General features: G+C 65.6%; 26 protein-coding genes. 11 read left to right on the forward strand and 15 right to left on the reverse strand.

What is annotated here, in order from left to right:
• Position 1 precedes the first annotated feature (1 nt).
• The 3 genes from ACSF9G_RS21995 to ACSF9G_RS22005 all read right to left on the reverse strand — a co-directional run bounded on the left by ACSF9G_RS21995 (position 2) and on the right by ACSF9G_RS22005 (position 3,665).
• A complete protein-coding gene (locus ACSF9G_RS21995; RefSeq protein ID WP_436644296.1) occupies positions 2 to 859 on the reverse strand; it encodes an ABC transporter permease in 858 nt (285 codons plus the stop codon).
• A gap of 8 nt (positions 860 to 867) precedes the next feature.
• Complete coding sequence (locus tag ACSF9G_RS22000) at positions 868 to 1,878, reverse strand: ABC transporter permease (RefSeq protein WP_436644297.1); 1,011 nt, start codon at positions 1,876 to 1,878, stop codon at positions 868 to 870.
• 251 nt (positions 1,879 to 2,129) lie between these two features.
• Positions 2,130 to 3,665, reverse strand: coding sequence for an ABC transporter substrate-binding protein (locus ACSF9G_RS22005; protein ID WP_436644298.1), 1,536 nt, complete (start codon positions 3,663 to 3,665; stop codon positions 2,130 to 2,132).
• A gap of 252 nt (positions 3,666 to 3,917) precedes the next feature.
• Between ACSF9G_RS22005 and ACSF9G_RS22010 the strand changes: the two genes are divergently transcribed.
• From ACSF9G_RS22010 to ACSF9G_RS22020, 3 genes are all read left to right on the forward strand, one after another.
• A complete protein-coding gene (locus ACSF9G_RS22010; protein ID WP_436644299.1) occupies positions 3,918 to 4,646 on the forward strand; it encodes a GntR family transcriptional regulator in 729 nt (242 codons plus the stop codon).
• Positions 4,643 to 5,401, forward strand: coding sequence for an HpcH/HpaI aldolase family protein (locus ACSF9G_RS22015; protein ID WP_436644300.1), 759 nt, complete (start codon positions 4,643 to 4,645; stop codon positions 5,399 to 5,401). Before ACSF9G_RS22010 ends, ACSF9G_RS22015 begins: the two co-directional genes overlap by 4 nt.
• 204 nt (positions 5,402 to 5,605) lie before the next feature.
• The gene (locus ACSF9G_RS22020) at positions 5,606 to 6,298 is read left to right on the forward strand and encodes a fumarylacetoacetate hydrolase family protein (protein WP_436644301.1); all 693 of its coding nucleotides are present in this window, start codon (positions 5,606 to 5,608) and stop codon (positions 6,296 to 6,298) included.
• A 91-nt stretch (positions 6,299 to 6,389) separates the two neighbouring features.
• On the opposite strand, the gene ACSF9G_RS22025 is transcribed toward ACSF9G_RS22020, so the two are convergent.
• Complete coding sequence (locus ACSF9G_RS22025) at positions 6,390 to 7,427, reverse strand: LacI family DNA-binding transcriptional regulator (protein WP_436644302.1); 1,038 nt, start codon at positions 7,425 to 7,427, stop codon at positions 6,390 to 6,392.
• A gap of 85 nt (positions 7,428 to 7,512) precedes the next feature.
• Here ACSF9G_RS22025 and ACSF9G_RS22030 point away from each other — a divergent pair, with 85 nt between their 5' ends.
• The 6 genes from ACSF9G_RS22030 (at position 7,513) to ACSF9G_RS22055 (ending at position 13,541) form a co-directional block, all read left to right on the forward strand.
• Positions 7,513 to 8,178, forward strand: coding sequence for an RraA family protein (locus ACSF9G_RS22030; RefSeq protein WP_436644303.1), 666 nt, complete (start codon positions 7,513 to 7,515; stop codon positions 8,176 to 8,178).
• Positions 8,179 to 8,251: 73 nt separating this feature from the next.
• Positions 8,252 to 9,280: a TRAP transporter substrate-binding protein gene (locus ACSF9G_RS22035; RefSeq protein ID WP_436644304.1), complete on the forward strand. Its 1,029-nt coding sequence runs from the start codon at positions 8,252 to 8,254 to the stop codon at positions 9,278 to 9,280.
• Between the two features lie 66 nt (positions 9,281 to 9,346).
• Positions 9,347 to 9,838, forward strand: a complete 492-nt coding sequence (locus ACSF9G_RS22040) for a TRAP transporter small permease (protein ID WP_436644305.1) — start codon at positions 9,347 to 9,349, stop codon at positions 9,836 to 9,838.
• Positions 9,835 to 11,121 (forward strand): TRAP transporter large permease, encoded by a 1,287-nt coding sequence (locus ACSF9G_RS22045; RefSeq protein ID WP_436644306.1) that lies wholly within the window; start codon positions 9,835 to 9,837, stop codon positions 11,119 to 11,121. The genes ACSF9G_RS22040 and ACSF9G_RS22045 overlap by 4 nt, the downstream gene beginning before the upstream one ends.
• A gap of 21 nt (positions 11,122 to 11,142) precedes the next feature.
• Positions 11,143 to 12,183, forward strand: a complete 1,041-nt coding sequence (locus ACSF9G_RS22050) for a C-terminal binding protein (RefSeq protein WP_436644307.1) — start codon at positions 11,143 to 11,145, stop codon at positions 12,181 to 12,183.
• A gap of 35 nt (positions 12,184 to 12,218) precedes the next feature.
• Positions 12,219 to 13,541 carry an aspartate aminotransferase family protein gene (locus tag ACSF9G_RS22055; RefSeq protein ID WP_436644308.1) on the forward strand — a complete coding sequence of 441 codons (1,323 nt, stop codon included), beginning with the start codon at positions 12,219 to 12,221 and terminating at the stop codon, positions 13,539 to 13,541.
• A gap of 204 nt (positions 13,542 to 13,745) precedes the next feature.
• Here ACSF9G_RS22055 and ACSF9G_RS22060 read toward each other — a convergent pair whose 3' ends face one another.
• From ACSF9G_RS22060 to ACSF9G_RS22100, 9 genes are read right to left on the reverse strand one after another with little or no spacing between them, the layout of a single operon-like run.
• Positions 13,746 to 14,921 carry an amidohydrolase family protein gene (locus tag ACSF9G_RS22060; RefSeq protein ID WP_436644309.1) on the reverse strand — a complete coding sequence of 392 codons (1,176 nt, stop codon included), beginning with the start codon at positions 14,919 to 14,921 and terminating at the stop codon, positions 13,746 to 13,748.
• A 23-nt stretch (positions 14,922 to 14,944) separates the two neighbouring features.
• On the reverse strand, positions 14,945 to 15,529 hold the full coding sequence (locus ACSF9G_RS22065) for an amino acid synthesis family protein (protein WP_436644310.1): 585 nt from the start codon (positions 15,527 to 15,529) through the stop codon (positions 14,945 to 14,947).
• Positions 15,526 to 16,107 (reverse strand): amino acid synthesis family protein, encoded by a 582-nt coding sequence (locus ACSF9G_RS22070; protein ID WP_261617322.1) that lies wholly within the window; start codon positions 16,105 to 16,107, stop codon positions 15,526 to 15,528. Before ACSF9G_RS22070 ends, ACSF9G_RS22065 begins: the two co-directional genes overlap by 4 nt.
• A 5-nt stretch (positions 16,108 to 16,112) precedes the next feature.
• Positions 16,113 to 17,108: a branched-chain amino acid ABC transporter permease gene (locus tag ACSF9G_RS22075; RefSeq protein ID WP_436644311.1), complete on the reverse strand. Its 996-nt coding sequence runs from the start codon at positions 17,106 to 17,108 to the stop codon at positions 16,113 to 16,115.
• Entirely contained in the window at positions 17,105 to 17,950 is an 846-nt protein-coding gene (locus ACSF9G_RS22080; protein WP_436644312.1) for a branched-chain amino acid ABC transporter permease, read from the reverse strand. The genes ACSF9G_RS22075 and ACSF9G_RS22080 overlap by 4 nt, the downstream gene beginning before the upstream one ends.
• An 11-nt stretch (positions 17,951 to 17,961) precedes the next feature.
• Entirely contained in the window at positions 17,962 to 18,669 is a 708-nt protein-coding gene (locus ACSF9G_RS22085) for an ABC transporter ATP-binding protein (RefSeq protein ID WP_436644313.1), read from the reverse strand.
• Entirely contained in the window at positions 18,662 to 19,423 is a 762-nt protein-coding gene (locus ACSF9G_RS22090) for an ABC transporter ATP-binding protein (protein ID WP_436644314.1), read from the reverse strand. The genes ACSF9G_RS22085 and ACSF9G_RS22090 overlap by 8 nt, the downstream gene beginning before the upstream one ends.
• A gap of 3 nt (positions 19,424 to 19,426) precedes the next feature.
• Positions 19,427 to 20,599, reverse strand: coding sequence for a substrate-binding protein (locus tag ACSF9G_RS22095; protein ID WP_436644315.1), 1,173 nt, complete (start codon positions 20,597 to 20,599; stop codon positions 19,427 to 19,429).
• A gap of 24 nt (positions 20,600 to 20,623) precedes the next feature.
• On the reverse strand, positions 20,624 to 21,271 hold the full coding sequence (locus ACSF9G_RS22100) for a cysteine hydrolase family protein (protein ID WP_436644316.1): 648 nt from the start codon (positions 21,269 to 21,271) through the stop codon (positions 20,624 to 20,626).
• A 204-nt stretch (positions 21,272 to 21,475) separates the two neighbouring features.
• On the opposite strand from ACSF9G_RS22100, the gene ACSF9G_RS22105 reads away from it, so the two are divergent.
• Entirely contained in the window at positions 21,476 to 21,988 is a 513-nt protein-coding gene (locus tag ACSF9G_RS22105; RefSeq protein ID WP_436644317.1) for a MarR family winged helix-turn-helix transcriptional regulator, read from the forward strand.
• Positions 21,989 to 22,216: 228 nt separating this feature from the next.
• On the opposite strand, the gene ACSF9G_RS22110 is transcribed toward ACSF9G_RS22105, so the two are convergent.
• Positions 22,217 to 23,623 (reverse strand): FAD-binding oxidoreductase, encoded by a 1,407-nt coding sequence (locus ACSF9G_RS22110; RefSeq protein ID WP_436644318.1) that lies wholly within the window; start codon positions 23,621 to 23,623, stop codon positions 22,217 to 22,219.
• A gap of 230 nt (positions 23,624 to 23,853) precedes the next feature.
• On the opposite strand from ACSF9G_RS22110, the gene ACSF9G_RS22115 reads away from it, so the two are divergent.
• Positions 23,854 to 24,663, forward strand: coding sequence for an enoyl-CoA hydratase/isomerase family protein (locus ACSF9G_RS22115; RefSeq protein ID WP_436644319.1), 810 nt, complete (start codon positions 23,854 to 23,856; stop codon positions 24,661 to 24,663).
• Between the two features lie 13 nt (positions 24,664 to 24,676).
• On the opposite strand, the gene ACSF9G_RS22120 is transcribed toward ACSF9G_RS22115, so the two are convergent.
• Positions 24,677 to 26,395, reverse strand: a complete 1,719-nt coding sequence (locus tag ACSF9G_RS22120) for an AMP-binding protein (RefSeq protein WP_436644320.1) — start codon at positions 26,393 to 26,395, stop codon at positions 24,677 to 24,679.

The raw sequence follows: 26,395 nt of genomic DNA on the forward strand, positions 1-26,395 counted from the left end.
GTCAGGCGCGCTCCGTTTGCGTCAGGCGTGTGTCGAGGCTCCTGCGCAGGCCGTCGCCGAGAATATTGAACGCGAAGACGGTGGCGAACACGGCCAGGATCGGCGCGATCAGGGTCCATGGCGCCAGGTAGAGGTCCTGGCGGGCGTCAGCGATCATCTGCCCCCAGGCGGGGGTATCGGCGCCGACGCTCATGCCGACGAAGGACAGGATCGCCTCGACGACCACGGCAACGCCCATTTCCAGGCTGAGCAGGGTGATGAGCAGCGGCCAGGTGGCCGGCGCGATCTCCCGGGTGATCGTGCGCCAGTGCGAGAAGCCGAGCAGGCGCGCGGCGGCGACATAGTCGCGGCGCGCGACCACCATCACGTCGCTGCGCAGGACCCGGCAGAACCGCGTCCAGTCGACGAGGATGATCGCCAGGATGACGTTCTGCAGACCGGTGCCCAGTCCGACCATGAGGATGAGCGACAGGATCACCGGCGGAAACGACAGCCAGATATCGACGACGCGACCGATGAGCCAGTCGACCCAGCCGCCGAAATAGCCGGCCACATGCGCCAGGACGGCGCCGAGGATCATGGCGCCGAGGGAGGCGAAGAACGCCACGGTCAGCGCCACCCGCGCTCCGTAGATCAGGCGCGACAGGATGCAGCGGCCCAGGCTGTCGCTGCCGAGCGGATAGGCCGGATCGGCGCCGGTCATCCACATCGGCGGCAGCAGCGTCGCCAGCAGGTTCTGCTCGTTGGGGTCGTTGGGCGCCAGAAACGGCGCGAAAAGCGCGCAGAACGTCACCACCGCGAGCAGAACGAGCCCGATCTGAACGCGCCCCGAGCGCAGCCATAGGGGTAAGGCGGTCATGACGGTCCTCACCGGAGTTTGGGATTGAGGATCAGGTAGAGCGCGTCGACGGCGACGCTGATCGTCAGCACCATGACGCAATAGGTCAGGCCGACGATCTGGATGATCGGCAGATCGGCGTTGCGGATCGCGTCGATCATCAGGTTGCCCATGCCGGGATAGGAATAGATCACCTCGACCAGCAGGGTGCCGCCGAACAGGAACCCGAACTGGACGCCCATGAGACTGAGGGTCGGCAGGAAGGCGTTCTTGAGCGCGTGGCGCACGAGGATGCGCCGCTCCGAAATGCCCCGCAGCCGCGCCTGCTGGACATAGTCCTCCTGATAAACGTCCAACAGGCTCGACCTCAGGATCCGCATGATCGGCGGCGCCGCCGACAGCCCCAGGGCCAGGGCGGGCAGTATCATGTGACGGCTGGCGTCGATGAAGGCGTCGATCCGTCCCACAAGCAGCGTGTCGAGCAGCAAAAAGCCGGTGACCATCGGCCGTTCGACATCGGCGCTCAGCCGGCCGATGAACGGCAGCAGGTCGAACGTCACGCCGAAAACCAGCATGAAGAACAGCGCCCAAAGGAAATCCGGAACCGACAGCAGGGCGATCGATCCGACATCGATCACCGCTTCCTTGCGCGTGTCGCGGGTGTAGAACAGCAGAAGACCGCCGGCGACGCCGAGGACCGCCGCCATGAGCATCGCCAGCGTCGCCAGCTCGATCGTGGCGGGAAGCGTCGCCAGGATCAGGTCCCACACGTCCTTGCGGAAATGGATCGACGTCCCGAAATCGCCGGTCAGCAACTGCCCGAGCCAGATGCCGTATTGGTGGATCAGCGGCAGGTGCAGGCCCATCTCCAGCCGCTTCGCCTCGACATCCGCCACGCTGGCGTTGGGCGGCAGCGACATGACGGCCGGATCCACCGGCAGCAGCCGCAGGATGACGAACAGCAGCAGCGACACCAGAACCAGTGTCGGGACGGCGATCAACAGCCGCCGCAGCACAAGCTTGACTATGGTTGCGAACATCGCCGCTCCACAATGGCATCAACCGGCGGCATCGACCGGTGCAGATGGACCGGCGGAAAGCCGGGGCCCGTGCCGCGCTCACCGGGCAACGGGGGACGCGATCGGCTGTCCCGGCCAATCCGGGCTGTCCCGGCCCCGCCGGGCCGCTGCCGACAGAACGTCAGGTCCCGACAACGATCACCGCGAGACGAACGGGCCGGTATTGGCGGGCGTCATCGCGATGCGCCCGCCACCGATTGAACCTGTCCGGATCACTCCGCGTCCCATTCGAGCGTGCGGCCGAGAACCCAGCCGTTACCGAATTTCTCGTAGGTCAGATCCGGCTTTCGCACCAGGGTCTGAACGCTTTGCAGAAGCGGCATCACGGCCCCCATTTCACTGGCGCGACGGTTGAGATCGCGATAGCCGGCTACGCGCTTTTCATAGTCCGGCTCCTTGAACAGCTCCAGCACCTGCGGGCCTGGCTCGTCACCCTTCCACGACGAGAACGGCATCTCCGGATTGAGCATGTAGCCGGTGAAGATCTCCGGGTCGCCGGTGGCGTTGTCCCACGAATAGAGCGTCGCCTCCGGCAGCTTGTCGCCGCGGTTCAGCTCGAAATACTTGGCGTATTCGATGACGTCGAGTTCGGCCTCGATACCGACCTTCTTCCACATTTGCAACAAGGCGCGCGCAATGTCGAAGTCGCTGGGAAAATGACCGTTCGTGGCCGCCAGCGTCAGCTTGACGGGATTGTCCGGCGAGAACCCGGACTCCGCGAGCAGCGCCTTGGCTTTCTCGGGATCGTAGGGGATCTCGAAGTCCGCGACCTCGCCGGGCGTACCGGGCGGCGCCATTACCGAAAGCGGCACCGCGGCCCCGCCGTAGAAGGCCTTGGACAGCGCCTGCTTGTCGATCGCGTGATGCGCGGCGAGGCGGACGTTCTCGTCGGCGAAGGCCAGATCGTGGCGCACCTGCAGAAGGATGACGCGGGTGATCGGATTGAGCTCCGCGATCAACTTCCCGCTCTCGCCCAGGCGCTCGGCCTCGCGCACCGGCACGTTGATGGTCAGATCGGTCTGGCCTGACTGAATGGCGGCCACGCGGGCGGAGGATTCCTTGATGACATCGACGGTGATCCGCTTGAGCGGCGCCGGGCCGCGCCAGTAGGCTTCGTGGCGCTCGAACACCATCCGCGAGTTCATCTGATATTCGACGAGCCGGTAGGGCCCCGTGCCCACGGGCTTCTCGCGAAAGCCTTCCAGGCCGACCTTCTCGAGATAGTGCTTGGGCACCACGAACCCGCCCTGGAAGGCAAGCCACTGCGGCGCCGTCGGCATGGGCGAGGAAAAGCGCATGACGCCTTCGGTGGGCGATATGACTTCGATATCCTCGACCCGGCGCCACGTGTTGGCGATATCGATGGGGTGCCCGGCCTTGATGCGTTCGAAGAACGTGTAGCGGATGTCTTCCGCCGTCATCTTGGTGCCGTCATGGAAGACGACGTCGTCGCGCACGCGGAAGCGCAGCTCCATCGCGTCGTCGCTCAGCTCCCACTCTTCCAGCAGTTCGGGGACGAGATCGAGATCGGGATTCTGGCCGACGGGCTGATCGAAGACCATCTTGAACAGCGGCTGGGCGTCCGGCCCGAAGCGCTGATTGGGGTCCCAGGAGGGCACATCCGACGGCCAGGCGATGCTGGCGCTGTCGCGCGCCTCGGTACCATACGCCAGGGGCACGCCGCCTGCGGCGACCAGGGCACCGACGCCCAGGACCTGCAGGGCCGTCCGTCTGTTCAGGTTCGTCATACTCTCCTCCTCTTGATCCGCGAGCGAGACCGCCAAATTAGTATACTGATTTTTCGGAACACTGGTCGCCAGGAGCGGCACTGTCAAGGCTTTTCTATATAGTTTTAGATCGGCGATTGCGGTATATACGCCTGAAACCGCCCATAATCGGCCCTGTCGCGTTGACAATCCAGCCAACAAGGCGCAAGAGGCTAGGGATGGGGAATGAAACATGCATACACAAGTGAATACTGATTCTCGGATATCCTTGCGATGAGCAGCGCGACCGACAGCACCCCGGCCGGCCCCGAAACCGGCCCCGCGAGCGGCAATCTGCGCCATCGTATCTACGAGGATTTGCGCAATAAGCTGCGGCGCGGCGAAATCAGCGCCGAGGACCGTCTTGTCGATGTCGAGATCGCCCGGTCGGCGGGGGTCTCACGGATGCCGGTCCGGGAAGCCCTGCTGCAGCTCATCATCGAGGGCCATCTGGTCGGCACCACCCGCGGCTTCGCTTTGCCGAGGCTGGACGAGAGCGACATCGTCGACATCTTCGAGGTGCGCAAGCTGATCGAGCCGCGGGCGGCGGCGAACGCTGCGCGCGACCTGGATGACGCCGGCCTCGAGATCCTGCGTCGCGCCGAGACGGACGCTCGCCTGGCCGCCGCGGCCGGCGACGCCGAGGCGCTCGGCCTCGCCAATATCCTGTTTCGCGAGACCTGGATCGCCGCGCTGCGCAATCGCCGGCTTGCCGACACGATCCTGCGTTTTGCCGATCAGGCCCAGGTCGTCCGCCGTGGCACGCTCGCGGACCCCCAGACCCAGAATGTGGTGATCGACGGCCTGGCGCTGCTGCTGGACGCCTTCGTCCGTCGGGACTCGCTGGCAGCGCACGACAGGATGGCGGCCTTCATGCACGAGGCCGAGAAAAGCTATTTCCGCGACACGGCGAACGGCGCGGTGGAACGAGATACCGATACAGAGGAGCGGCGGCGGCGTTGACTAAAGACGGCCCACAAACGGGATTGCGCGAGCGCTTGCGCGCCGGCGAGGCCATCAAGCTTGCGTGGTTCTCGCTTGGCTCGCCCGCGCTTGTCGAGGTCGCCGCGGCGACCGGCCTCGATGTCGTGGTCATCGATGCGCAGCACGGGCTATGGGATCGCACCTCGATCGAGCAGGCCACGGGGGTGGTGCGCGGCGACCGTCCGGTCCTGGTACGCACGGGTGACGCGCTGGCCCAGACCGTCGGCACCGCACTCGATTCCGGCGCCGACGGCGTCCTGGCACCGATGATCGAGACCGCAGCGGACGCGGCCGCGCTGGTCAAGGCGGCGCGCTATCCCCCGCACGGCCGACGATCCGGCGGCGGGGTGCGTCCGATGCTGCACGACTTTGCCGACTACTATCGGATAGCCAACGAAACGACCGTCGTCGGCGCCATGATCGAGACCGTCGAGGGCGTTGCCAACGCGGCGGAGATCGCGGCGACGCCCGGTCTCGATTTCGTCTTCATCGGAACCGGCGACCTTGCCCTGTCGCTGGGCGGCTTTGACGGTGTCGAAGCGGCGCTGGAGACGGCGATCGACGCGGTGCGCTCGGCCTGTGTCGCCGCCCACCTGCCCTGCGGCATCTATTGTGCCAGCGGCGAGGAGGCCCTGTCGCGCAGCGAACAGGGCTATGCGCTGACGGTGACGGCCAGCGATATCGCGGTCGTCGCCAGGGGCTTTGCCGGCGAGCACCGCGGCACTGGACGATAATCCTCAGGTCCGCTCCGGCGGTCGATCAACCCCGCCTTTCGCCCGCCTGTAGGGACGGTCAAGACGGAAGACGATCGAAAAGACGGACCCGGGCCGTGACAACGTCACTGGGAAACGGCATAGGATCAATCGGCGTCGGGCGGTCGGCCCGCAAACTGGTGCGGCACATGCACTGGCTCACCCCAAACCTCGAATGGGCATGAGATGAGCACGGAATACGTCGTAGAGCCCGCCCCTGTCGTCTCGTTGCCGGTCGACGGACGTTCGGGACGGTTTCCCGTGGCCCGTCTCTTCTGCATCGGACGCAATTATGCGGCCCACGCCGTCGAAATGGGTCACGATCCCGATCGGGAACCGCCGTTCTTCTTCCTAAAGCCGCCGACCGCGGTCGTGACCAGCGGCATCTTTCCCTATCCCGCCGATGCCGGCGCGGTGCATCACGAGGTCGAGCTTGTCGTCGCCCTGGGCAGCGGCGGCGCGGACATCTCTCCGGATGCCGCGCTTGACTGCGTGTTCGGCTACGGCGTCGGCATAGACATGACATTGCGCGACCTGCAGGCGGAGGCCAAGACGCTCGGCCGCCCCTGGGACGTGGCCAAGGGGTTCGACGGCTCGGCGCCGTGCGGCGCGCTGACGCCGGCCTCCCGGATTGGCCATCCGGACCGGGGCACGATTTCGCTGTCGGTCAACGGCGAGGAGCGGCAAAGCGGCGACCTCGCACAGATGATCTGGAAGACGCCGGAGATCATCGCCACCCTGTCACGCCGCTTTCGGCTGCGGCCGGGCGACCTGATCCTGACCGGTACGCCCGCAGGCGTCGGCCCGGTGATACCCGGCGACGAGATCGTCGCCAGCATCGCCGGCGTCGGAAAGCTCGAAGTCTCCGTCGGAGGCTAGCCTTCGCTCCCGACCAATAATCTGCGGTCGGTGCGCCGTGCGCGCCGGGCAGGTCCGGTTGTTCCCGAAAGCCCGGCTTTCGTCGGGCTGCTCAGATCGACTGGCCGCGTACCAGTTCGAGCGGCAACAGATGATCGGTCTCGCTGAAGCGGCCGCTCTCCAATCGTTCGATGATGGCGCTGGCCGCGGTAACCCCGATGTCGTAGGCGCGCGACTTGACCGTGGTCAGCGGCGGCACGGCCAGGCCGGTAAAGGGGAAGGCATTGAAGCCGGACACCGCCACATCCTCGGGCACCCTCAGGCCACGACTGCGCAGAACCTGGATGGCAGCGATGGCGATCTGGTCGTTCTGGCCGACAATGACGTCGGGTATCCCGTTGCGGTCGAGATAACTGGTGGTGGCATCCGTAATCGCAACGGCGCTGGTCTCGTCGCATGGGATCAGATCCAACGTGACATTGTGGTCGGCGAAGACTTCCGAGACCCCGGCGACACGATTCTCCACCGCGGGCCACTGTATGTCGGTGATCACCATGGCGGCACGGCGCGGATTGCGGCGCAGGAGTTCCCGCGCGATCGCCGCCGATCCGCCGTGATCGTCCTGGCGGACGAAACAGGCATCCGGCAGATCGGGCACCGGCTGGTCCTGGAAGACCACCAGAGGTTGGCCCAGGCCGGCGACAAGCCGCATGGACTCGATGCGCTCCGCGCGATCGCCGCTGGGGTTCAGGCAGATGGCATCGACCTGGGAAATGCGGATCAGGGAACATTCCGCCAGCCGCCCGGGCAGGACGCCATAGAGCAGCAGGCCGAAATCGTTCTTGCTCAGGTGATTGCTGAGGCCGGCGACCAGATTGGTCGTGAACGGGTCGGCCAGAAAACGCGGAGACGGGTCTACGATCGCCAGGCCGACCGCGCCGTGACGTTGTGTGCGCAGATTGCGCCCGATCCGGTTGGGCCTGTATCCCATCTCCCGAATTGCCGCCTCGACCCTGCGTCGGGTCTCAGCGGAAACGCCGGTCTCCTTGCCGTTGACAACCTTCGAGACGGTTGCCGTGGAGACCCCCGCGCGCGCGGCGACGCCATGAATGGTCGGACGCCTGCTTGTCGGTTCACCCTGTTTCGCCATGGCACTCTCATATTCCAGTTGACGCCTGAAAAGCACTGCCCTAACGTCGTAGTTAAACGTTTAACACCCCTGCAGAAGGGATCAAATGCCCGCGTTATTTGATTTCGAAAAGCTGGCGGCACAACTCTATACGGCCGTCCTGTCGGATGTCCTCGACGGTCTGGGCTATCGGAACCAGGCGATGGCACCCTTCGTGCGCCCGCTGGATGAGGGCCTGACCCTATTCGGTCATGCGCGGACCGGCCTCTACATGCCGACCTATTCCGTCTCTCCCGACGAAAACCCCTATGAAATCGAGATCGCGCTCATCGACGATCTGAAGCCGGGCGATGTCGCTGTTCTCGCATGCGACGGCCCGACCACGCGGATCGCCCCCTGGGGCGAGCTTCTGACCACGGCATCGCGGATGCGCGGCGCGGTGGGGTGCGTCACCGATGGATTGGTCCGCGATGTCCGCCACATCCGCGCTGCCGGGTTCCCGGTGTTTCACGGCGGGATCGGCCCGCTCGATTCCAAGGGCCGCGGCAAGATGATGAATATGGATGTTCCCGTGCGGTGCGCCGGCGCGGCGGTCGCTCCCGGGGATCTCATTTTCGGCGATGTGGATGGCGTGATCGCTATTCCTGCTGCCGTCGCCGAGAAAGCGATCGAGATCGCCCTCGACAAGGTCGAGAGCGAGAACCGCACCAGGGACGAACTGCTTCAGGGTGCCTTGCTGAAGGACGTCTACGACAAATACGGCGTTCTCTGAGCCCTGGACTATCCGGGACGAACCCGGACCCACGATTCCCACCATCCAATCTCTCAACAAGTGGAGGAGACACATGTCTATTCGAAAAGGATTGGCGCTCGCCGGAGCATTGATGGTGCTTGGGGCGGCATCCGCCTCGGCACAGGAATACACGATCCGCGCCAGTCACGGCGAATCCACGGAAAGCGCCCTGCACAGGGGATGGCAGGTCTTCGAGGCCTATGTCGAAAGTGCCAGTGGCGGCAAGATCGCGGTCGAGATCGCTCCGGCCGGACAGCTCGGCTCCATGACCGACGCGCTGGAGCAGGCCAAGAGCGGCGCCATCCAGATGGCCCACGGCGACGAACAGACCATGAGCACGTTCTACAAGCCCATGCTCATCCTCGCCACGCCATACCTGTTCGCGAACGATGAAGAAGGCATGGCGTTCGTGGACACGCCGTTCTTCATGGACGTCCGCGAGAAGATGGCCGAAGAATCTGGTCTGCGCCTGCTGGCGGCAGCCTCGTACGGCTTCCGCAACTTCACGAACAACGTGCATCCGATCAAGACCGCGGCCGACATGGAAGGCATCCGCATGCGCGTGCCGCCGAGCCCGATGTCGCTGAAGATGGTCGAGGCCATGGGCGGCTCGCCCACCCCGGTTCCGTGGGTGGAACTCTATGGCGCCATGCAGTCCGGCGTGGTGGATGGTCAGGAGAACCCGACCGGCGTTGCCCTCGACTACTCGTTCTATCAGGTCCAGAAGCACATGACGTTGGACAGCCACCAGCTCGGCCTCAACACGCTCATGATGAACGAGGCGTTCTTCCAGAGCCTCCCCGTCGATCTTCGCGAGATCGTCGTGACGGGCGCCCGCATGGCGGCCAACACCGAGTATGGCGAGCGGAACTTCCAGGCCCGCGTCAGCGCTGTTGACAAGCTGCGTGAGCTGGGGATGGAGGTCTATGCGCCTTCCGGCGAGGAAGTCGAGACCTTCCGCACCGCCGTCAAGGAGCCGATGCGGGCTTATCTGCAGGAGGAACTCGACCCGGCATTTGTCGACGCGGTCTATTCCGAGATCGAGCAGATGCGCGCCGCGACCCGCGCCGCCGTCGAGTAATCGCGCAGTCAATTCACCCGGTCCGGCCTGCGGCCGGACCGGGGCACAGATGAGGCGCAGGCATCCATGTTTCGAACCATCGATCGCGTTGTCGATGCGGCGCTCGTACTGTCGCTCACAGTTATCGCAACGGTCCTCGTGGTACAGGTCGCGCTCCGCTACTTGCTGCATGCACCGCTTGCCTGGCCGGAGGAACTTTCGCAGTTCCTGCTGGTCGGGATTTCCTTCTTCGGAATGTATCGCGCCTTCGGCGAACAGGCCCACATCCGCATCCAGTGGCTGGACAAACGGCCGCTCGCCCTGAGGCTGCTGCGCGCATGCGGGCTGCTCGCCGTCGCAATGTTCCTGGCCTACATCGGCTATGGCGGCTTCCTGCTGGCTGCCGCGGCCTGGAACCAGCCCTCGACGGCGCTTCGCCTGCCAATGGCCATTCCCTATCTGATCATCCCGGTGTCCTGCGCCATGTCGCTGGTGGCCGTCGCCGTTTCCGCGAAGCAGCTCCTGTTCGGCACGGAGATGGACGGCCGGGACCAAAACGCTGGAAGCGCCAACCCGTGACAGTCGGACTCATCCTGCTTCTGCTGGCGGTCCTCCTGGCCGTCGAGACTCCGATCGCCTTCGCCGTCGGGTTCATCGCCTTCGCCGGGCTGTTGCTCACGGGGATCGGCAACGCTCCCATTTCCGCGCAACGCATGTTCGCCGGAATGAACAGCTACGGCCTGCTGGCGCTGCCCCTTTTCATCCTCGCCGGGAACCTGCTGGTTGCCGGCGGCGTCATCCGGCGGCTCGTCGAATTCGTCGATTTGCTGGTCGGCGGCGTGCGCGCCGGGCTCGCCTACGTGAACATTCTCGCCAACATGATGATGGCGGGGCTTTCGGGGTCGGCGACCGCCGACACCGCCGCCCTCGGTTCCGTCATGACGCCGATGATGCGCGAACGCGGCTATTCCCCCGACTTCGCCGCCGCGCTGACCATATCCGGCGCCATCGTCGCGCCGATTATCCCGCCCAGCATTATCATGGTGATCTATGCAATCCCGACGAAGCTATCCATCGGCGCCCTGTTTTTCGCCGGCATCCTTCCGGGATTACTGATCATCTGCCTGCTGGCGCTCTACATCTTCGTGTCCGCCAATCGCATCGCGCCGCCCCCGGTCCCGCGAAACCGTGACAAGTCGATCCTTCGCGTCACCGTGGAAACGCTGCCCGTCCTGATGGCGCCCTTCATCGTCGTGGGCGGGGTGCGCGGTGGCGTCTTCACCACCACCGAGGCTGCCGCCGTTCTGGTCGCCTACGCGGTCTTCCTCAACGTCGTGTTCTATCGGAGCACCAGCTTCTCGACCCTCTACGAGGTCTTTCGCGAAAGCGCCGTGACCACGGCAACGGTGATGATCGTCGTCGGCACATCGAGCCTGTTCGCATGGTTCCTCGCCATCGAGAACGTGCCCAACGCCGCCCGCGAAATGTTCATGACGCTGACCGACAACCCGATCGTTTTCCTGATCGCGGTCAACCTGTTCCTGATCGTCGTCGGCTGCTTCGTCGATACGGTGCCGGCGATCCTGATCTTCGTGCCGATCCTGCAGCCGGCCGCCGTCGCTTTCGGCATAGACCCGATCCACTTCGCCATCATCGTCATCGTCAATCTGATGGTGGGGCTGAACACGCCCCCCATCGGCACGAACCTTTTCGTGATCTCTTCGGTTACGGAGCGGCCGATAGGAGCGATCGCCCGCGCCCTCATGCCCTTCTTCGTGGTGAAGATCCTGGCGCTGGCGATCATCACCTACGTGCCATTCATCTCTCTTTGGCTACCGCGTGTCGCGGGGCTGATCCGCTGATCCCCTGGAGTACGGCTAATAATGTCTGAGTACATACTGCACCCTGATGCCCAGTTTCCGCTGCCCGCGGATATCGAGGCGGAGGTCTATGGCAGCGCGTTCGGCGTCCGCGCCTACCTGCCCGCGGACACGGCCTCGATCCCGGACGATGTCTGGGCGGGGGCGTCGGGCCTCGTCTGCTACCATGAGGTCGCGGTCACGGCCGCCGTTCTGGACCGGATGTCGAAGTGCCGCGTCGTCGTGCGCGCCGGTGTCGGGTTCGACAATATCGACCTTCAGGCGGCCGGCGAGCGCGGCATCGCGGTGTGCAACACGCCGGATTACGGCACCACCGATGTCGCCGACCATGCCATCGCGCTGACGCTGGCGTTCCTGCGCGGCATCACCTTCTACAACCGCGCCATCGAAGCCGATCCCCTGGCCGGCTGGCGCTTCGACACGGCCCCCTCGGTGCGGCGGCTGTCGACCCAGACCTTCGGGGTCGTCGGTCTCGGCCGGATCGGAACAGCGACGGCCCTTCGCGCCAAGGCGCTCGGCATGCGCGTGATCTTCTTCGATCCCTATAAGCCCACGGGCACCGAACTCGCCGTCGGGCTGGAGCGGTGCGCGACGTTGGACGACCTGCTGGCCGCCGCCGACATCGTCTCGCTCCATACGCCGCTGACCGAGGAGACGCGGCACATCATGAACGCGGCGACGTTCGCGAAGATGAAACCGGAAGCCATCCTCATCAATACCGGGCGGGGCCCGTCGGTCGATCTCGATGCGCTGGCGGACGCGCTCCTGTCCGGCCATGTCGCCGCGGCCGGCCTCGACGTGCTGGAACAGGAGCCCCCGTCTCCCGACAGCAAGCTGGTGGCTGCGTGGCGGGCGCCCGACAGCCCGATTCGCGACCGCCTCGTCCTGACGCCGCATGCTGCCTTCTACAGCCCGTCCAGCCTGATCGACCTGCGCCGGAAATCAGCCGTGGTCGCGCTCGGGTATCTGCAGGAAGGCGACTCCCGGGACCTGGTGAACCGCGACCTGCTCGACCAGACCGCAGCCGCGCGCCGGCGCGCCTAACCATTCTCATCCGAACTCAAACTGAAAGCCTGATGATGAGCAACTTCACTTTCTCCCGTTCCGAAGCGCGTGTCCGCGAGGCCGCGACCATCGTGCCGGGCGGCGTCAACAGCAACTTCCGCCTCGGCGTCGCGCCGACGCCGCTGGTCTTCGAGCGTGGCGAGGGCCCCTATCTCCATGACATCGACGGCAACCGGCTGATCGACTACTACCTCGCGCTCGGTCCGATGATCCTGGGCCACAGCCCGGCCGACGTGATCGCCGCCGCCCACGGCCAGCTCGACAAGGGCCTGCTCTACGGTGGACAGAGCGAGCTGGAGTACGAAGCCGCGCACCGGGTGAGCGCGATGGTTCCGTGCGCCGAGCGCGTGCGGTTCGCCGGCAGTGGATCGGAGGCCGTCCAGCTGGCGCTGCGCCTCGCCCGTGCCGTGACCGAGCGGCTGACCGTCATCAAGTTCGAGGGTCACTACCACGGCTGGCTCGACTCCGTTCTCTGGAGCAACGGCACCCCCTTCGACGAGGTCGGCCCCGAGGAAAACCCGACGAAGTACCGCGCCAGCGCCGGGCAGGACCCGGCCGCCGGAGAGAACCTGGAAGTCCTCTCCTGGAACCAGGAGGAGCAGATCGTTTCCCGCATCGCCAAGGGCGACGTGGCGGCGGTCATCATGGAAGCCACCATGTGCAACAGCGGTGGCATTTTCGCGAAGCCCGGCTATCTGGAGGCCGTCCGCGAAGCCTGCACGAAGCACGGCACTATTCTGATATTCGACGAGGTCATCACCGGTTTCCGCGTCGGCCCGGGCGGCGCTCAGAAGCGCCTCGGCGTCACGCCGGACCTGGCCACCTTCGCCAAGGCCATGGCCAACGGTTTCACCGTCGCTGCCGTGGCGGGCCGTGCCGAGATCATGGACCAGCTGTCGACCGGCCACATCATGCACGGCGGTACCTACAACGCGCAGCCCGTCGCCATGGCCGCGGCGATCGCAACCATGGACAGGCTCGTACAGAGCGAGACTTTCGAGGCGATGGAACGCAACGGGACGCGGCTGATGAACGGGATCGCCGAAGCGTTCGCGGAGGCCGGCCTGCCCGCGACCGTCACGGGCTATCCGCAGATCTTCACCGTCGCGCTCGGGTTGACGGAGCCCGCCGAGAACTACCGCGGCCTGGCCAAGGTTGATCGAGCGGCCTATCGCCACTTCACCGCCGCCCTCCTGGGCAACGGCGTGCGCGCGCTGGAACGCGGTGCCTGGTTCCTCTGCACCGAGCATACCGAGGACGTGGTGGACGAGACCCTCGCCGCGGTGCGCAAGACCCTGGCCGAGATCGGCCCCGACCTGGCGCACCTTCGCGCCTGAGGCTATCGAGGCGGCTGCATAGCCGCCATCTGCCCCTGTCGACCGGGCGTTGAACCGCCCGGTCGGTTTGGTGGGGATCACAGGATCGATGCCCGCCGCCCGACATCGTCGCTTACAGCCGGCGGACCAGGACGCTACGGGCCCCTGGATACGGGCTCCTCGATTGCCGGTGCCGGCTCAAGCGTCCCCAGGAATGACCTGGTTTCAATCCACGACGAACGGCAATCGCGCGGCCGGAGGCGTATTCCGGCTCCGTTCGCTTCGGACGATTCCATCGATGACGGTCATGCCGATACCGGGAAGGTTGCCTTCCCGTATCGATTCAAGCATGTCCTTGCCCGGCGCGTGCTGGGCCTTGTCCATCAAGACGAAATCCGCCGACTTACCCTCTTCGATCAATCCGACGTCCAGGTCGCGCATGCGCGCGGTGTTGCCCGTCGCGAAACAGATTGCCTTTTCGGCGGGCACGTTGCCGAAGGCCGACAGCATCGCCACCATCCGCAGGATGCCGAGCGGCTGAACGCCGGAGCCCGCCGGCCCGTCCGTGCCCAGAATGATCTGATCGAGCTTATCCAGCTCGCGCGCGGTGTTCAGGGTCAGTACGGCGGCGCGTTCATTGCCGTTATGGACGATTTCCAGGCCGGCACTGCATTTCTCGCACAGGCAGGTGATCTGGTCATCGGGCAGCGCAGTGTGGCCGCCATTGATATGGCCGACAACGTCGGTGCCGGTCTCGAGCACCATATCCGCGTCGATCAGGCCGGAACCGGGAATCGACGGCCCGCCGGTGTGGATCGTGCTCTGAATTCCGTACTGCCGGGCCCATTCGACCATCTGTCGGGCGGTCTTGCCGTCCTTGACGCTGCCGAGCCCGACCTCGCCCATCAGCTTGACCCCGGCGTCCGCGAGATCGCGGAAATCCTCCTCGACCATGCCCTGCTCGATGACCGGCGCCCCGGCCAGCACCTTGACGCCGGAGGGCCGGAAATTCTCGTACCAGCGCTGCGCCGCGATCGCCATGGCCTTCAGCCCGACGATGTCCTTCGGACGGCCCGGCATGTGGACCTCTCCGGCCGAGATCATCGTGGTGACGCCACCATGCAGCGTGCTGTCGATCCAGTGCAACTGATGCTGGCGCGGCGTGTAGTCGCCGACGACGGGATGAACGTGACTGTCGATCAGACCCGGGCACAGGGCGACGCCATTGGCGTCGATCACCGTGGTCGCGCCCTCGGTGTCGAGGTCCTTTTCGTACCCCCAGGCGCTGATCCGGCCGTCGATGGCGATCAGGCAATCGCCATCATGGATCGGCTCTTCCAGCTTGCCCGAAAGGATCAGGCCAATATTGCGGATGACGAGTTTGGTCGGTGTATCGGTCATGGGTGTTTTCTTGGCTTCCTGGCTCAGCGCAACCCGTCCTTGCCCTCGGCTTCGGCCGCGGTGAGGCCGCCGACGCGGGGCAGCGGGCGACCGCTGTCGGCTACGGCGACGGCGACCAGGATCTCCCCCGCGCGCGGCGCATCGTTGAGCGAAATCTCGACCCCGTCGAAATGGCTGCGGACATAGGCGGCATCCTTGTGGCCCAGCGGCACGTCGAGCACCTGTCCCGGGCTGCCCATCTTCTTCGACGAGGGAACCAGCGACGCTCCCTTCTCCACGGCCTTGCGCAGCGGTGCGCCAAGTTTCGGATGCAGGATGGCGGCCGCGTGCTCCAGCTCTCCGGCTTCGCCGACCATCGCGGCCTTGCCGAAGCTCTCCGCCTCGGACGGCTTAATCCCCAGCGCCGCGACGCAGCGGTTGCCCAGAAGCTCTCCGAGCTCGGCACCGATGTCCATCAGCTCCGAGAGATCTTCCTGATAGGCGCCGGCGAAGGGATTTGCGATCACCGCCGCGGCAACGGCCTTGCGCGTGGGAGGGGAGATTTCGCGCCCCATCTCGATATGGGTTTCCTCGACATGTATGGCGATCTTGCGAATCCTGACCTTCATTTCAGTCCGTCCTCTCCCTTGATGTCCCATGCCTCGAGCCCGCCCGAGCGGGAGTGAATCCGCGGGCCGGTGGTCATCACCAGCACCAGCGCCATCTCGTCCGCCCGCGGCGCGTCGTTGATCGACACCTCCATGGAGTCGAAGTGGCTGCGCACGTATGACGCGTTGATGTGGGTGACGGGTACGTCGAGGCGCCCGCCGACCCCCACGACCTTCTTCGACGAGGGAACGATCGCCTTGGCATCGCCCAGGGTCTCGCGCATCGCATAGCCGCCGGGGGCATGCCAAAGCGCGCCATGCTCCAACTCGCCGTTCTCGCCGATCAGGGCCGCCTTGCCATACGCTTCGATGGCCTCAGCGCCACCAAGCCGCTCGACCAGGCGAGAGGCCATCTCCCGGCCCAGGGGCTTAAGGTCTTCCATGAACCACTGGATGTCCGGCTCGTAGCGTCCGGCGAACGGGTTCTTGATCACCGCCATGATCGCCCCGCGCAAAAGCGGTGTTTCCGCGACCGGACCGCCTTCGTGGTAGATCTCCTCGACGGCGATCAGGATCTTGCGTGGTTGGACCTTTGCCATGACCTCTAGCCTTTCTGAGTTTCGGAACCGGCGTTTCTGCCGAACCGCGCAGGGTCGGGCAGCCGCAGGAGCGCGCCGAGAACACCGTTGCGCGACGCAACGACGGCCAACACGAACAACGCACCGATCAGCAGCAGCCAGATATCGCCCAGGATGTTCGACAGGGTATTCTCGGCTCCCGGGACGATGAGTGCGCCGAGAAAGGCGGCCATCAGCACCGAGCGGCCGCCGACCGCCACCCAGATCAGCACCTGGGTGCTGAGCGCGAAGCCGACGAGCGACGGCGAGACGAAGCCGAACTGCATCGCGAAAAGGGCGCCGGCCAGACCCGACAGGGCGCCTGCGATGATGAAGGCGACCGACTTCAGCCACCTGGTGTCGTAGCCCAGATGGGCCACTCGGTTTTCATCTTCGCGGATCGCCTGCAGAAGCGTCCCGTAGGGCGACCGGATGATCAGGCTCAGCACGGCGAATACGCCCAGAGCCACCAGGAGCATGATGAAGTACTGCGCGCTCACTTCGAGCATTTCCCCACCGATCATCATCGGCGGAACACCGAAAAGCCCGTTGTAGCCGCCCAGGAAGTCGGCCCGCGTCACGGCGGTTTCGGCAACGGCGGCGGCGCAGAGCGTGACGATGGCGAAATGCGCGCCCGAAAGGCCGCGGCCGGCAAACGTCACCCATGCGACGAGGCCCGACAGCAGCGTCGGCACCGCCAGCGCCAGGAGGAACCCCATGGCGATGGAATCGCCCAACCACGGCAGCATTCCCAGGGTGACCAGCGCGAAACTGTAGGCGCCGGCACCGAAGAAGATCGCCTGTCCGAAGCTCAGCACACCGGCCTGCCCCCAGATCAGGCTGAGGCCCATGGCGAAGATCCCGTAGGCGAAGTAGGTCGCGAGAAGGGCCAGCACCCATTCGTCGACGACCAGCCCCGCCAGCAGTAGAAGAAGCCAGATCGCGACCGTGAGAAAGAGCCCGTGACGGCGCACCGCGGTCATTTCTTCCTCCCTTTGAGGATGCCTTCGGGGAAGAACCGGATGACCACCATCGCCAGAAGAAACACGATGATCTGTGTGTCGGCCTGCGACAGCCAGACGCTGATGAAGTTGGTGGCTCCCGAGATCGCGCCGACGCCGACGACCGCGCCGATCAGCGAATTCACGCCGCCGAGGAGGATCGCCAGGAAGGACGGGATCAGGAAACCGACGCCCATCTGCGGATCGACGCTCATCACCGGCGCCATGATCGCGCCGGCGAAGCCGGCCAGCGCGACGCCGAGGCTGAAGGTCGCCCGATCCATCGCGCGGGTGTTCAGGCCGAGCGCGGCGGCGATGTCCCGGTCGGCGATGACCGTACGCAGCTTCAGGCCGATATTGCTGCGGAACAGCGCGAGGTAGAGCGCGACCGACAGGGATATCGCGGCGACGATGATCACCAGGCGCATGCGCGGATAGTCGACGCCGAACACCGACATCGACCCGGGCAGAGGATTGGACACGCTTTGCGCCGTCGGGCCGAAGATCAGAATGACCGATTGCTTCAGCACGAGCGAAATGCCCCATGTGGCCAGGATGGTGTCGAGGAAGCGGTGATAGATCCGCTGGACCACCAGCACTTCGACGATGAGCCCGACCAGCGCGGCAACCAACGGGGCCAGCAGCAGCCCGACCCAGAAATTGAGCCCCGCGCCGGTTGCCGCGACCACCGTATAGGCGCCGATCAGCAGGAACTCGCCATGGGCCATGTTGATGACGTTCATGAGCCCGAAGATCACCACCAGCCCCAGGACGACCAGCATCAGGACCGAGAAGTAGTTGAGTGTGTCGAGGATGAATTCCACTGCGTGCCCCTTCAGATCGAGAGGTACTTCGCGTGCCGCTCGTGGTCCGAGCGGATACCGGCGGCGTCGATCCCGCTTTCCTTGATCGCGCCGTGGTCGATGAAGGCGACCGTGTCGGCGCAGGCGGCGACCATTTCGAGGTTCTGCTCGGCCATGAGCACGGTCAGCCCGGTCGAGCCGACGATGTCCCGCAGCTTCGCGGCGATGTCCGCGACGATCGAAGGCTGTATGCCCTCGGACGGCTCATCCAGCAGCAACAGGCGAGGTTCGCCGGCCAGGGCGCGCGCGATCGCCAGTTGCTGCTGCTGTCCGCCCGAAAGACTGCCCGCCTTCTGTTTCGCCCGCTCGGCCAGGATCGGAAACATCTCGAGCAGGTGGGCGGGAACTCCCCCCGAGAAACCCGGCTTCGCGATACGCCCTGCGGTCAGGTTCTCGGCGACGGTGAATTCCCCGAAGACCTCGCGCCCCTGGGGGACGAACCCGACCCCCAGCCGCGCCCGCTGATAGGCATGCTTTCCGGCGATGTCGGTGCCATTGAGCCTGATTTCCCCGTCGCTGCTGCGGATCAGCCCGCAGATCGTGCGCAACAGCGTGGTCTTGCCCATGCCGTTGCGGCCCAGCACCGCGACGATGGACCCCTGGGGCACCGAGAGGCTGAGATTCTCGAGCACGCGGCCACCGCTGGGATAGCCGGCACAAAGATCCTTGATCTCAAGCATCGGCAGCCATCCCGAGATAGGACTGGATCACCCGCGGGTCCTTTCGGATTTCCTCATAGTCGCCGCGAGCGATGATCCGCCCCTCGTTTGCGACCAGCACCGGCGCGCCGAGGGCGCGCACGAAACTGAGGTCGTGCTCGACCGCCAGCACCGCCAGCTTGCGCTCCTCCGACAGCCGGCGCGCGAGATGGGCAATGGATTCGGTTTCCGTGACCGACATGCCGGCCGTTGGCTCGTCGAGCAACAGAAGCCGGACGTCTCCGGCCAGAAGCATCGCGATCTCCAGCCGCTGGCGTTCGCCATGGGCGATCTCGGAGACCTTGTATCCCAGCTTGTCGGTCAGGCCGGCGAGTTCGGCCAGTTCGTCGCGCCGGTCTCGGTCCGGACGCGCCGTGACGAGCGCCGATACCGAATATCCGCCCCCGATCCGCGCCAGTGCGATTTCCAGGTTCTGCGCGACGGAAAGCTCGCTGAAGACCCCTGGCACCTGGAACTTGCGGGCAATTCCGCGACGGGCGATCCGGTGCGGCGCCTCGCCGTCGATCCGCTCGCCATCGAAGACGATCTGCCCGGCCGTCGGCTTCAGCGACCCGTCGATCAGGTTGAACAGGGTCGTCTTACCGCAGCCGTTCGGTCCGAGGATCGTGTGCAGGGACCCGGCTTCTATCTCGAAGGAGATATCCGCCAGAGCGACCACGCCGCCGAAGCGCTTGGCCAGCCCCTGCACACTCAGTAGGGGTCTAGGTGCAGCCACCGCTCATCCGCACTGGTTCGCGGCGGAGATCCGGCCGAGATCGGCCAGCGTCTCCATCTTCCCGCCCCGGGCCTCGACGATCAGCACGTTCAGATCCGTGTGCCGGTCGCTGGGGCGCAGAAAGACCTCGCCATTGCCAGAACGGATGAGCTGATCGACCATCGCGTCGGTCACGGCTTCCTTGTCGTCGCCGCCGGCCCGCCGGATCGCCTCGATATACATCCGCGTCAGGGTCCAGTGCGCATCGACCGTGTTGCTGACGATGGCATCGTCGCCGAACCGCGCGCCGACCAGTTTCTTCAGCTGCTCGGCATCGTCCGACGTCAGCGACGAGGTGAAGTTCGTCGGCGCGATGATCCCGTCGCTTTCCTCGGCCGACAGGCCGGCCAGGTAATTCTCGGAGAACCCGAAGAAGATCATCCGGATATCTTTGTTCATCCCGGCGGCGAAGAACTGCTTGACGAAGGTCACCGCATCGGCGCCCGCGATCGTGACCACCACCGTCTTCACGCCGGCGTCGCGGATCTTGCGGAGCGTCGCGGTGTAGTCCTTCGCGCCCCACGGGGTGTATTCCTCGCCGGCGACCGTGCCGCCGAGCTTGCCGACTTCGCCGACGAATGCCTCGTTCATCTTGCGCGGCCAGATGTAGTCCGAGCCGACGAGATAGAAGCTGTCGCCGATGTTCTCTTTAGCGAACTTGACGATCGGCACGACCCAGTGGTCGGGCAGCGCGCTATAGCAGGTGATGTAGCGCGAGCAGACGCCGCCTTCGTAGTCGGTCGCGTAGAGCAGCGGCATCTTCGCCCGCTCGATGGTCGGCCGCATCGCGTCGCGGTTGGCGCTGGTCACCGGCCCGATGATGGCCGAGACCTTCTCGCGCCGGATGAGGTCGTTCGCCCGCTCCACGCTGGTCTTCGGATCGGTGGCCGTATCGGCCCTCACGATCTCGAACATCCGGCCGTTCACACCGCCAGCCTCGTTGGCATCGAGAAGCGCCATCATCGCGCCGTTGGTACCCTGCGCGCCCAACGCGTCGAGTCCGCCCGTCATCGGCTGCAGCACGCCCACCCGGATGGGGGCGCTCTGTGCCAGCGCCGGCGTCGCGAGCGCCACCGCGGCCGCACCGCCAAGCGCCAGAGCGTCGCGGCGGGTTAGTCCCTTGGCCTTGCTGTTCATGTCCGTTCTCCCTTGATGTTATGTTCAGTTCGTCTCGAATTCGGGAAGAGAAGTGATCAGGGCCCCGTCCCGGAATGCGGCTTGTACGGCCGCGGCATCGGTGACGGTGCCGAAATGGGTTGCGATATCGTAGAGCGACGAAGCCTGTTCCCGCGGCCCGGTCGCGGCACAGGCATCGTGCGGAACGATCACCCGGTAGCCGTTGAAAAACGCGTCGTGGACGGTGGACCGGACGCAGATATTGGTGACGACGCCGAAGACGATCACGGTGTCGATCAGGTTGTCCTTGAGCGTCAGGTCGAGGTCGGTCGCGAAGAACGCGCTGAAACGACGCTTGAGGAAGGTGAAGTCTTCGGGCTGCCGGTCGAGCTGGGGCATCACATCGACTCCGGCGGTGCCTTCGATGCAATGCGGCGTGCGCTTGAGGAATTCACGGTCCCGACGCAGGCCCGGGCGATGGGCGTCCACGACCCAGCCGATCATCGCGCCCGCCGACCGCGCCGTCGACACGATCCCATTCTGGATCGGATAGAGCCGGTCCGCGCCGCCCAGCGGCATCGCGCCGGCCGGGTCGCAGAAATCCCGCAACATGTCGACGATCAGGACCGCGGTATTCTCCGGGACGATGTCCATCCCGGTCTGACCACTCCGTTTCGCAGAGAATGCGTCCATCTCAGCCCTCCCTCCTGCTTGCGGGATCAGGCTAGGGGCGGACACGGACTCAAGTCAAATATTATTTCGTACACGAACTAAAAATTGCAAATCGAGAGCGAGAATCGCAAACCGATTAGATACTTATGCTGGTTGCACCCTCGTACCGCACCACATACTATGACGTAGACGAACTTATTCGTAGAAACCGGAAGTGATAGGGCGATGACGGAATCCCTCGACGCGCATCGGGAAAGCCGGCCGCCGGAGACCCCCGAAGGCGATACGCGCCTCGATGATGTCGCGGAATACGACCTGCGGGAGAATATCGGCTTCCTCCTGCGGACAACGAACCAGGTCGCGGTAAGCCGGTTCAACCGGTATGTCGCGCATGTGCTTGAGATCGAGAATCTCACGACGACGCAGTTCGCCGTCCTGACGACAATCCACAGGTTTCCCGGCACGTCATTCAGCGCCCTGTCGGACTTCACCTCGATCGACATGCCGACGCTTGCTTCAATGATCACCCGGCTCTCCCGGCGCGGGCTGGTTCAGGTGAAGGTCAATCCGAGGGACAAGCGATCGCGCAGCGCCTACCTCTCGCCCGAGGGCAAGGAACTGGCCGCCCATCTGACCGAACACGGCAACAGGATTGGGGAGTTCATCTCCACCGGCCTGTCGGAGAACGAGCTGAAGCGGCTGAAGACGTTGCTCAATAAGATGTGCGCCGGACTATAGGGTTCGCCGCCGAGCGTCGATCGGACCGCACGCTCCATCGCGACCGCGATGTGCCTCCAGGGGCACCGGGACAGCCAATCTTGGCCGCGTTGCAGGATCGCCGGCCTCCACCCCTCGCCGTACCCGTCCGAAGCCCGCCTCCGCGGCAGTGGTACCGAGGGTGCTTCATCGCCGAACGACGGAGCGGAACGCCTCGAACCGACGTGTCACTGGCGCGCCCCGGCGCGCCTACGCGGAAAGCAGCGTCTCGAACACCCGGCCCCTGTTCAGGATCAGGTTGGGATCGAGCGCCCGCTTGATCCGACGCATCGCGTCGATCTCGGCCTCGCTGCGAACGAGGCGGAGCCAGGGTCTCTTGTCGATCCCGATACCGTGTTCGGCCGAGACGCTGCCGCCGTGCGCGGCAGTGCACGACAGGACCGTGTCGGCAACCGGCCCGTGACGGTCGGTGCGAACGATGTAGTGGAGATTGCCGTCACCCAGATGGCCGAACACGTACGCTTGCGCCTGCGGGTCCACCCTTGCCAGCGCTACACCGGCCGCATCGAGAAACGCGGTCATCCGTCGGACCGGCACGCTGACGTCGAAGCCGCTTGCGCCACCCAGCGCGAACAGGAACTCGCTGCACGTCTCCCGCACGCCCCAAAGTCCCGCATAATCGCGACCCGACTGCGAGACGACGACATCGCACAGCAGCCCCTCCTCGACTGCCGCCATCAGCGCGTCCTGGAACAGATCACGGTCGCCGTCGGGATTGTTGCCCTGCATCTCGGCGAGCACGTAGATCGGAGCGGTTGCCGGCATCGGGGCGGCGGCCCCGAGGATTTCCGAAACCGGACCGTAGAGATCGCCCAGGATGACCTCGTAGGCAGACAGGAACGGTCCGAGCCGTTGCCTGAGGCGGTGGAGCAACGTGATCGCAGCGTCGACCGAAACCGCGGCGCAAAAGGCATTGGTCGCCGTTTCCGGCTTCGGGAAGAGGCGCAGGCAGGCGCGGGTGATGACGCCGAGCGTCCCCTCGCTGCCGACGAGAAGCTGCCCGAGATCGTATCCCGTGTTGTCCTTCTGAAGCCCACGCATCGAACCGAGGATGGCGCCGTCGGCCAGAACGGCCTCGAGGCCCAGGAGTTGCGCGCGATACATCCCGTATCGCAGGACGCGGATGCCGCCGGCATTCGTGGCGAGATTGCCGCCGACCGTTGCCGTGCCGCGCGCACCTATATCGACGCCGAAGTACAGCCCGGCGGTATCGGCGGCGTCCTGCACCCCCTGCATCGTCGCACCCGCCTCGGCGACGATCGACATCGCGTCGGGATCGGGCGGTTCGATCCGGGTCAGCCTTTCGAGCGAGAGGGCGACCTCACCGGCGAGCGGCCTCGCGGCGCCCGCAAGACCGGTTCGCCCGCCCTGCACCACGACCGGCTGTCTCAACTCGTCGCAGGCCTTGAGGATTGCGGCGACCTCTTCGGCCGTTCCCGGCCGCAGGACGAGTTCCGGACGCAGGCCCGGTGTGGCCGTGGCGTCGCGCGCGTACTGCGGACCGACGTCCGGTCCGGCAACCACCGTGCCGGCGGACAGCCGGCCCGACAGCATCGAAAGCAGTTCACCGCAGCGTTCGGAATGGGTTGCCCCCATGTCTTTCAAGTCCTCGGCTCGAAGCGCGCTGCGCCCGCGTCTTTCGGTTGGCGGCGAACAGCGGGGCAGTGCCAGACGGCGCGCGCGCTAATTCGATATTTCAATATCACAAGCATGGCTTTTTCTGCCGCATGGCCGTATGGCTTCGTGTCCTGCCGGCACGCGGGGAAACCAAGCGGCGCCGTTGCGCCGTCCGTCGGCGTGCAGAGGAAAGACAGGAGAAGCGACGAATGAGCGACGAGATCTTGCTGTGGAACAAGGATGACGAAGACGCGTTCGTTACCCTGACGATGAACCGCCCCGACAAGATGAACGCCATGAACCAGGCGCTCGGCGACGCGCTCGAGGCTGCCGTCAAGCGCGCGGTGGCCGACCCCGACGTGCGTGCCGTGATCCTTACCGGCGCCGGCCGCGCCTTTTCCGCCGGGTTCGATCTCGAGGGCGAGGACTTCGACCTCGACGCGGAAGGGTGGCGCGAGGACATCGGCGCCAACATGCGGCGCATGCAGCTCATTCGCGAGGCGCCGATTCCGATCATCGCCGCGGTGAACGGCTACGCGCTCGCCGGCGGACTGGAGCTGATGCTGTGCTGCGACATGACGATCGCGGCCGAGGACGCCAAGCTCGGAGAGCCCGAGGTACGCCACGTTTCGGCACCGCCGACCCTGATGCTGCCGTGGACCGTGCCGATGCCGCACGCGCGCTATCTGATGTACACCGGCGACATGATCGACGGACGCGAGGCCGAACGCATCCACCTCGTCAACCGCGCCGTGCCCGCCGACCGCCTGACGGAAGAAGCCGAGAAGCTCGCGCGCAAGTGCGCTCGCATGCCTGGATCGGCGATTAAGTTCGCCAAGGCCGCGCTCAACCACCATCAGGAAACCGCGGGTCTGCCGAGTTCGTGGAGCTACAACCGCGAGACGACGGCCATCCTGCATGCCAGCGAAGAAGGTCGTCGTTGGATGCGGATGCTGAAGGAGATGCCGTTGAAGGATTTCCTCGCGATGCGCGAAAAGCCGTTTCGCGATCTCGACTGACGCCACGGCGAGACTATCCGGGGCTGCGCGCCGCCGCCGGCGCGTGCCCGTCCCCCGCAAGAAGCCGCGCGAACGTATCGGCATGATTGCGCAGATAGCGGCTCTGCACGATCTGCCCCTTGTCGGAGACCTCGCCGGCCTCCCTGTCCGCACCGCTCGCCGCGATCGCGAAACGGGCGATCGCGGTAGACCCGGACGGGTTCTCGGCATTCCAGGCGCCGAGGGCATGGGCGATCCGCTCGATCAGATCCGGATCCGCGGCATGTGGGGCGGCGGGAAAGACTAGCGCGACCAGCTCGTCGGCGTTTTCCCCGGCGATCACGACATCGTCCGCGCGCGGCGCACAGCGGGCGAGCAGCGCCGCGCGTAGCATCCCCACCCGCACTTTCACACCACTCGACAGCTTGAAGTCTTCGGAAAGCCGCCCGTCGAACAGCAATACCTCCTGTGCGTCGCCACGCCGATGCAGGACCGCCGCGTCGCCGGTTCGGTAGAAACCCCGTTCGTCACACGGCAGCGGTCTCAGTCCGTCCGGACCGAGATAGCCCGGGGCGACGTTCGGGCCTTTGATGCGCAGCTCGCTCCGGCCGTCCGTTTCGACGAGCCGGACCGTATAGCCGGGTAACGGATGACCGAGCTCCCCGGGACGTTCGAGCGGGCCGGGGCACAGGCAGATCGTGGACGCGGCTTCGGTCGCGCCATAGCCGGACAGGATCTCGACCGTGCCGAGGCCGTCGCAGAATGCGCGCAGCCGGGCCCAGAGCCCCTGGTCTATACCCGCACCCGCGAAATAGATCGCCCTCAGCCGGCGAGCGGCCCGGGCAGCGGCGGCCTCGTCTTTCTCGAGGCAGTCCATCAGATCCTTCAGGCCGCGCGGCACGGCGATGTACAGGGTCGCGCCGAGTTCCCCGAGCAGACGCACGGTCTCCCGGATCGTCGCGGGCGACGGCGGTACGTCCACGTGCATCGTGCCGCCATGCCAGATGACCTTGTAGATGTTGTCGAGCCCACCGAAGACATGGTGCCACGGCAGCCAGTCGAGGACGACCGGCGGCTCCGCGGCCAGGAACGGCCAGAGAAGCGAATAGGCGACCTGATTGGAAGCGATCATGCCCCGGGTGATCGGCACTCCCTTCGGCTGTCCGGTGCTGCCGGACGTGAAGAAGATCTCGGCCCAGTCCGAGGACTTGGTTGTCACCCGCGCCGACCGTTCGCCGCTCGCCTCGGCCATCGCCACCGTAAGACTGGAAACCGGGACAGCCCCGATACCGGATATCGCGGGATGATCGTCCGGTGCCACGATCATGTCCGGCCGGCCCGTCGCGAGCAGATAGTCGCCGGTCTCGTTCGGCTTCCCCTCCCGAAAGGGGAATGGCGGCAGGGCGATATGGACGATACCCGCCCGCAGACAGGCAAGCTTCAGGGCCAGAGCGTCGCTACCGGCCGGCACGAGGCTTGCCAGTCGGCAACCGGCGGAAAGGCCGTGTTCATTCGCAAGCCGCGCCTGGACGACCTCGGCGGCACGCAGCGCATCGGCGTAGGTCAGAACCTTGCGACCACCCCGCGATGGCTCGGTCAGCAGGGGTCGGCTGGGGATCGAGCGCGCCCATTGCTCCAGCCGGTCGAAGACGTCCGGCAGGTCGGACGGCAGATCGAGCGAGCTGCGACAGCGTCGGTCGCCCTCCGCATCGTCGTCGATGCGAAGAACCAGGTTGTCGGCGAACAGGGTCAT

Source organism: Microbaculum mangrovi (genome assembly GCF_051390635.1).
In the GTDB taxonomy this organism is placed as follows: Bacteria; Pseudomonadota; Alphaproteobacteria; order Rhizobiales; family Tepidamorphaceae; genus Microbaculum.

What these genes read in the sequence shown, in the direction of transcription:
- ACSF9G_RS22060 (WP_436644309.1), bottom strand. Translation starts at nt 14,921, where the DNA reads ATGACCGATACACCGACCAAACTCGTCATCCGCAATATTGGCCTGATC.
- ACSF9G_RS22010 (WP_436644299.1), top strand. Translation starts at nt 3,918, where the DNA reads ATGAGCAGCGCGACCGACAGCACCCCGGCCGGCCCCGAAACCGGCCCC.
- ACSF9G_RS22050 (WP_436644307.1), top strand. Translation starts at nt 11,143, where the DNA reads ATGTCTGAGTACATACTGCACCCTGATGCCCAGTTTCCGCTGCCCGCG.
- ACSF9G_RS22075 (WP_436644311.1), bottom strand. Translation starts at nt 17,108, where the DNA reads ATGACCGCGGTGCGCCGTCACGGGCTCTTTCTCACGGTCGCGATCTGG.
- ACSF9G_RS22095 (WP_436644315.1), bottom strand. Translation starts at nt 20,599, where the DNA reads ATGAACAGCAAGGCCAAGGGACTAACCCGCCGCGACGCTCTGGCGCTT.
- ACSF9G_RS22120 (WP_436644320.1), bottom strand. Translation starts at nt 26,395, where the DNA reads ATGACCCTGTTCGCCGACAACCTGGTTCTTCGCATCGACGACGATGCG.
- ACSF9G_RS22100 (WP_436644316.1), bottom strand. Translation starts at nt 21,271, where the DNA reads ATGGACGCATTCTCTGCGAAACGGAGTGGTCAGACCGGGATGGACATC.
- ACSF9G_RS22005 (WP_436644298.1), bottom strand. Translation starts at nt 3,665, where the DNA reads ATGACGAACCTGAACAGACGGACGGCCCTGCAGGTCCTGGGCGTCGGT.
- ACSF9G_RS22035 (WP_436644304.1), top strand. Translation starts at nt 8,252, where the DNA reads ATGTCTATTCGAAAAGGATTGGCGCTCGCCGGAGCATTGATGGTGCTT.
- ACSF9G_RS21995 (WP_436644296.1), bottom strand. Translation starts at nt 859, where the DNA reads ATGACCGCCTTACCCCTATGGCTGCGCTCGGGGCGCGTTCAGATCGGG.
- ACSF9G_RS22020 (WP_436644301.1), top strand. Translation starts at nt 5,606, where the DNA reads ATGAGCACGGAATACGTCGTAGAGCCCGCCCCTGTCGTCTCGTTGCCG.
- ACSF9G_RS22065 (WP_436644310.1), bottom strand. Translation starts at nt 15,529, where the DNA reads ATGAAGGTCAGGATTCGCAAGATCGCCATACATGTCGAGGAAACCCAT.
- ACSF9G_RS22115 (WP_436644319.1), top strand. Translation starts at nt 23,854, where the DNA reads ATGAGCGACGAGATCTTGCTGTGGAACAAGGATGACGAAGACGCGTTC.
- ACSF9G_RS22085 (WP_436644313.1), bottom strand. Translation starts at nt 18,669, where the DNA reads ATGCTTGAGATCAAGGATCTTTGTGCCGGCTATCCCAGCGGTGGCCGC.
- ACSF9G_RS22030 (WP_436644303.1), top strand. Translation starts at nt 7,513, where the DNA reads ATGCCCGCGTTATTTGATTTCGAAAAGCTGGCGGCACAACTCTATACG.
- ACSF9G_RS22110 (WP_436644318.1), bottom strand. Translation starts at nt 23,623, where the DNA reads ATGGGGGCAACCCATTCCGAACGCTGCGGTGAACTGCTTTCGATGCTG.
- ACSF9G_RS22070 (WP_261617322.1), bottom strand. Translation starts at nt 16,107, where the DNA reads ATGGCAAAGGTCCAACCACGCAAGATCCTGATCGCCGTCGAGGAGATC.
- ACSF9G_RS22055 (WP_436644308.1), top strand. Translation starts at nt 12,219, where the DNA reads ATGAGCAACTTCACTTTCTCCCGTTCCGAAGCGCGTGTCCGCGAGGCC.
- ACSF9G_RS22025 (WP_436644302.1), bottom strand. Translation starts at nt 7,427, where the DNA reads ATGGCGAAACAGGGTGAACCGACAAGCAGGCGTCCGACCATTCATGGC.
- ACSF9G_RS22040 (WP_436644305.1), top strand. Translation starts at nt 9,347, where the DNA reads ATGTTTCGAACCATCGATCGCGTTGTCGATGCGGCGCTCGTACTGTCG.
- ACSF9G_RS22105 (WP_436644317.1), top strand. Translation starts at nt 21,476, where the DNA reads ATGACGGAATCCCTCGACGCGCATCGGGAAAGCCGGCCGCCGGAGACC.
- ACSF9G_RS22000 (WP_436644297.1), bottom strand. Translation starts at nt 1,878, where the DNA reads ATGTTCGCAACCATAGTCAAGCTTGTGCTGCGGCGGCTGTTGATCGCC.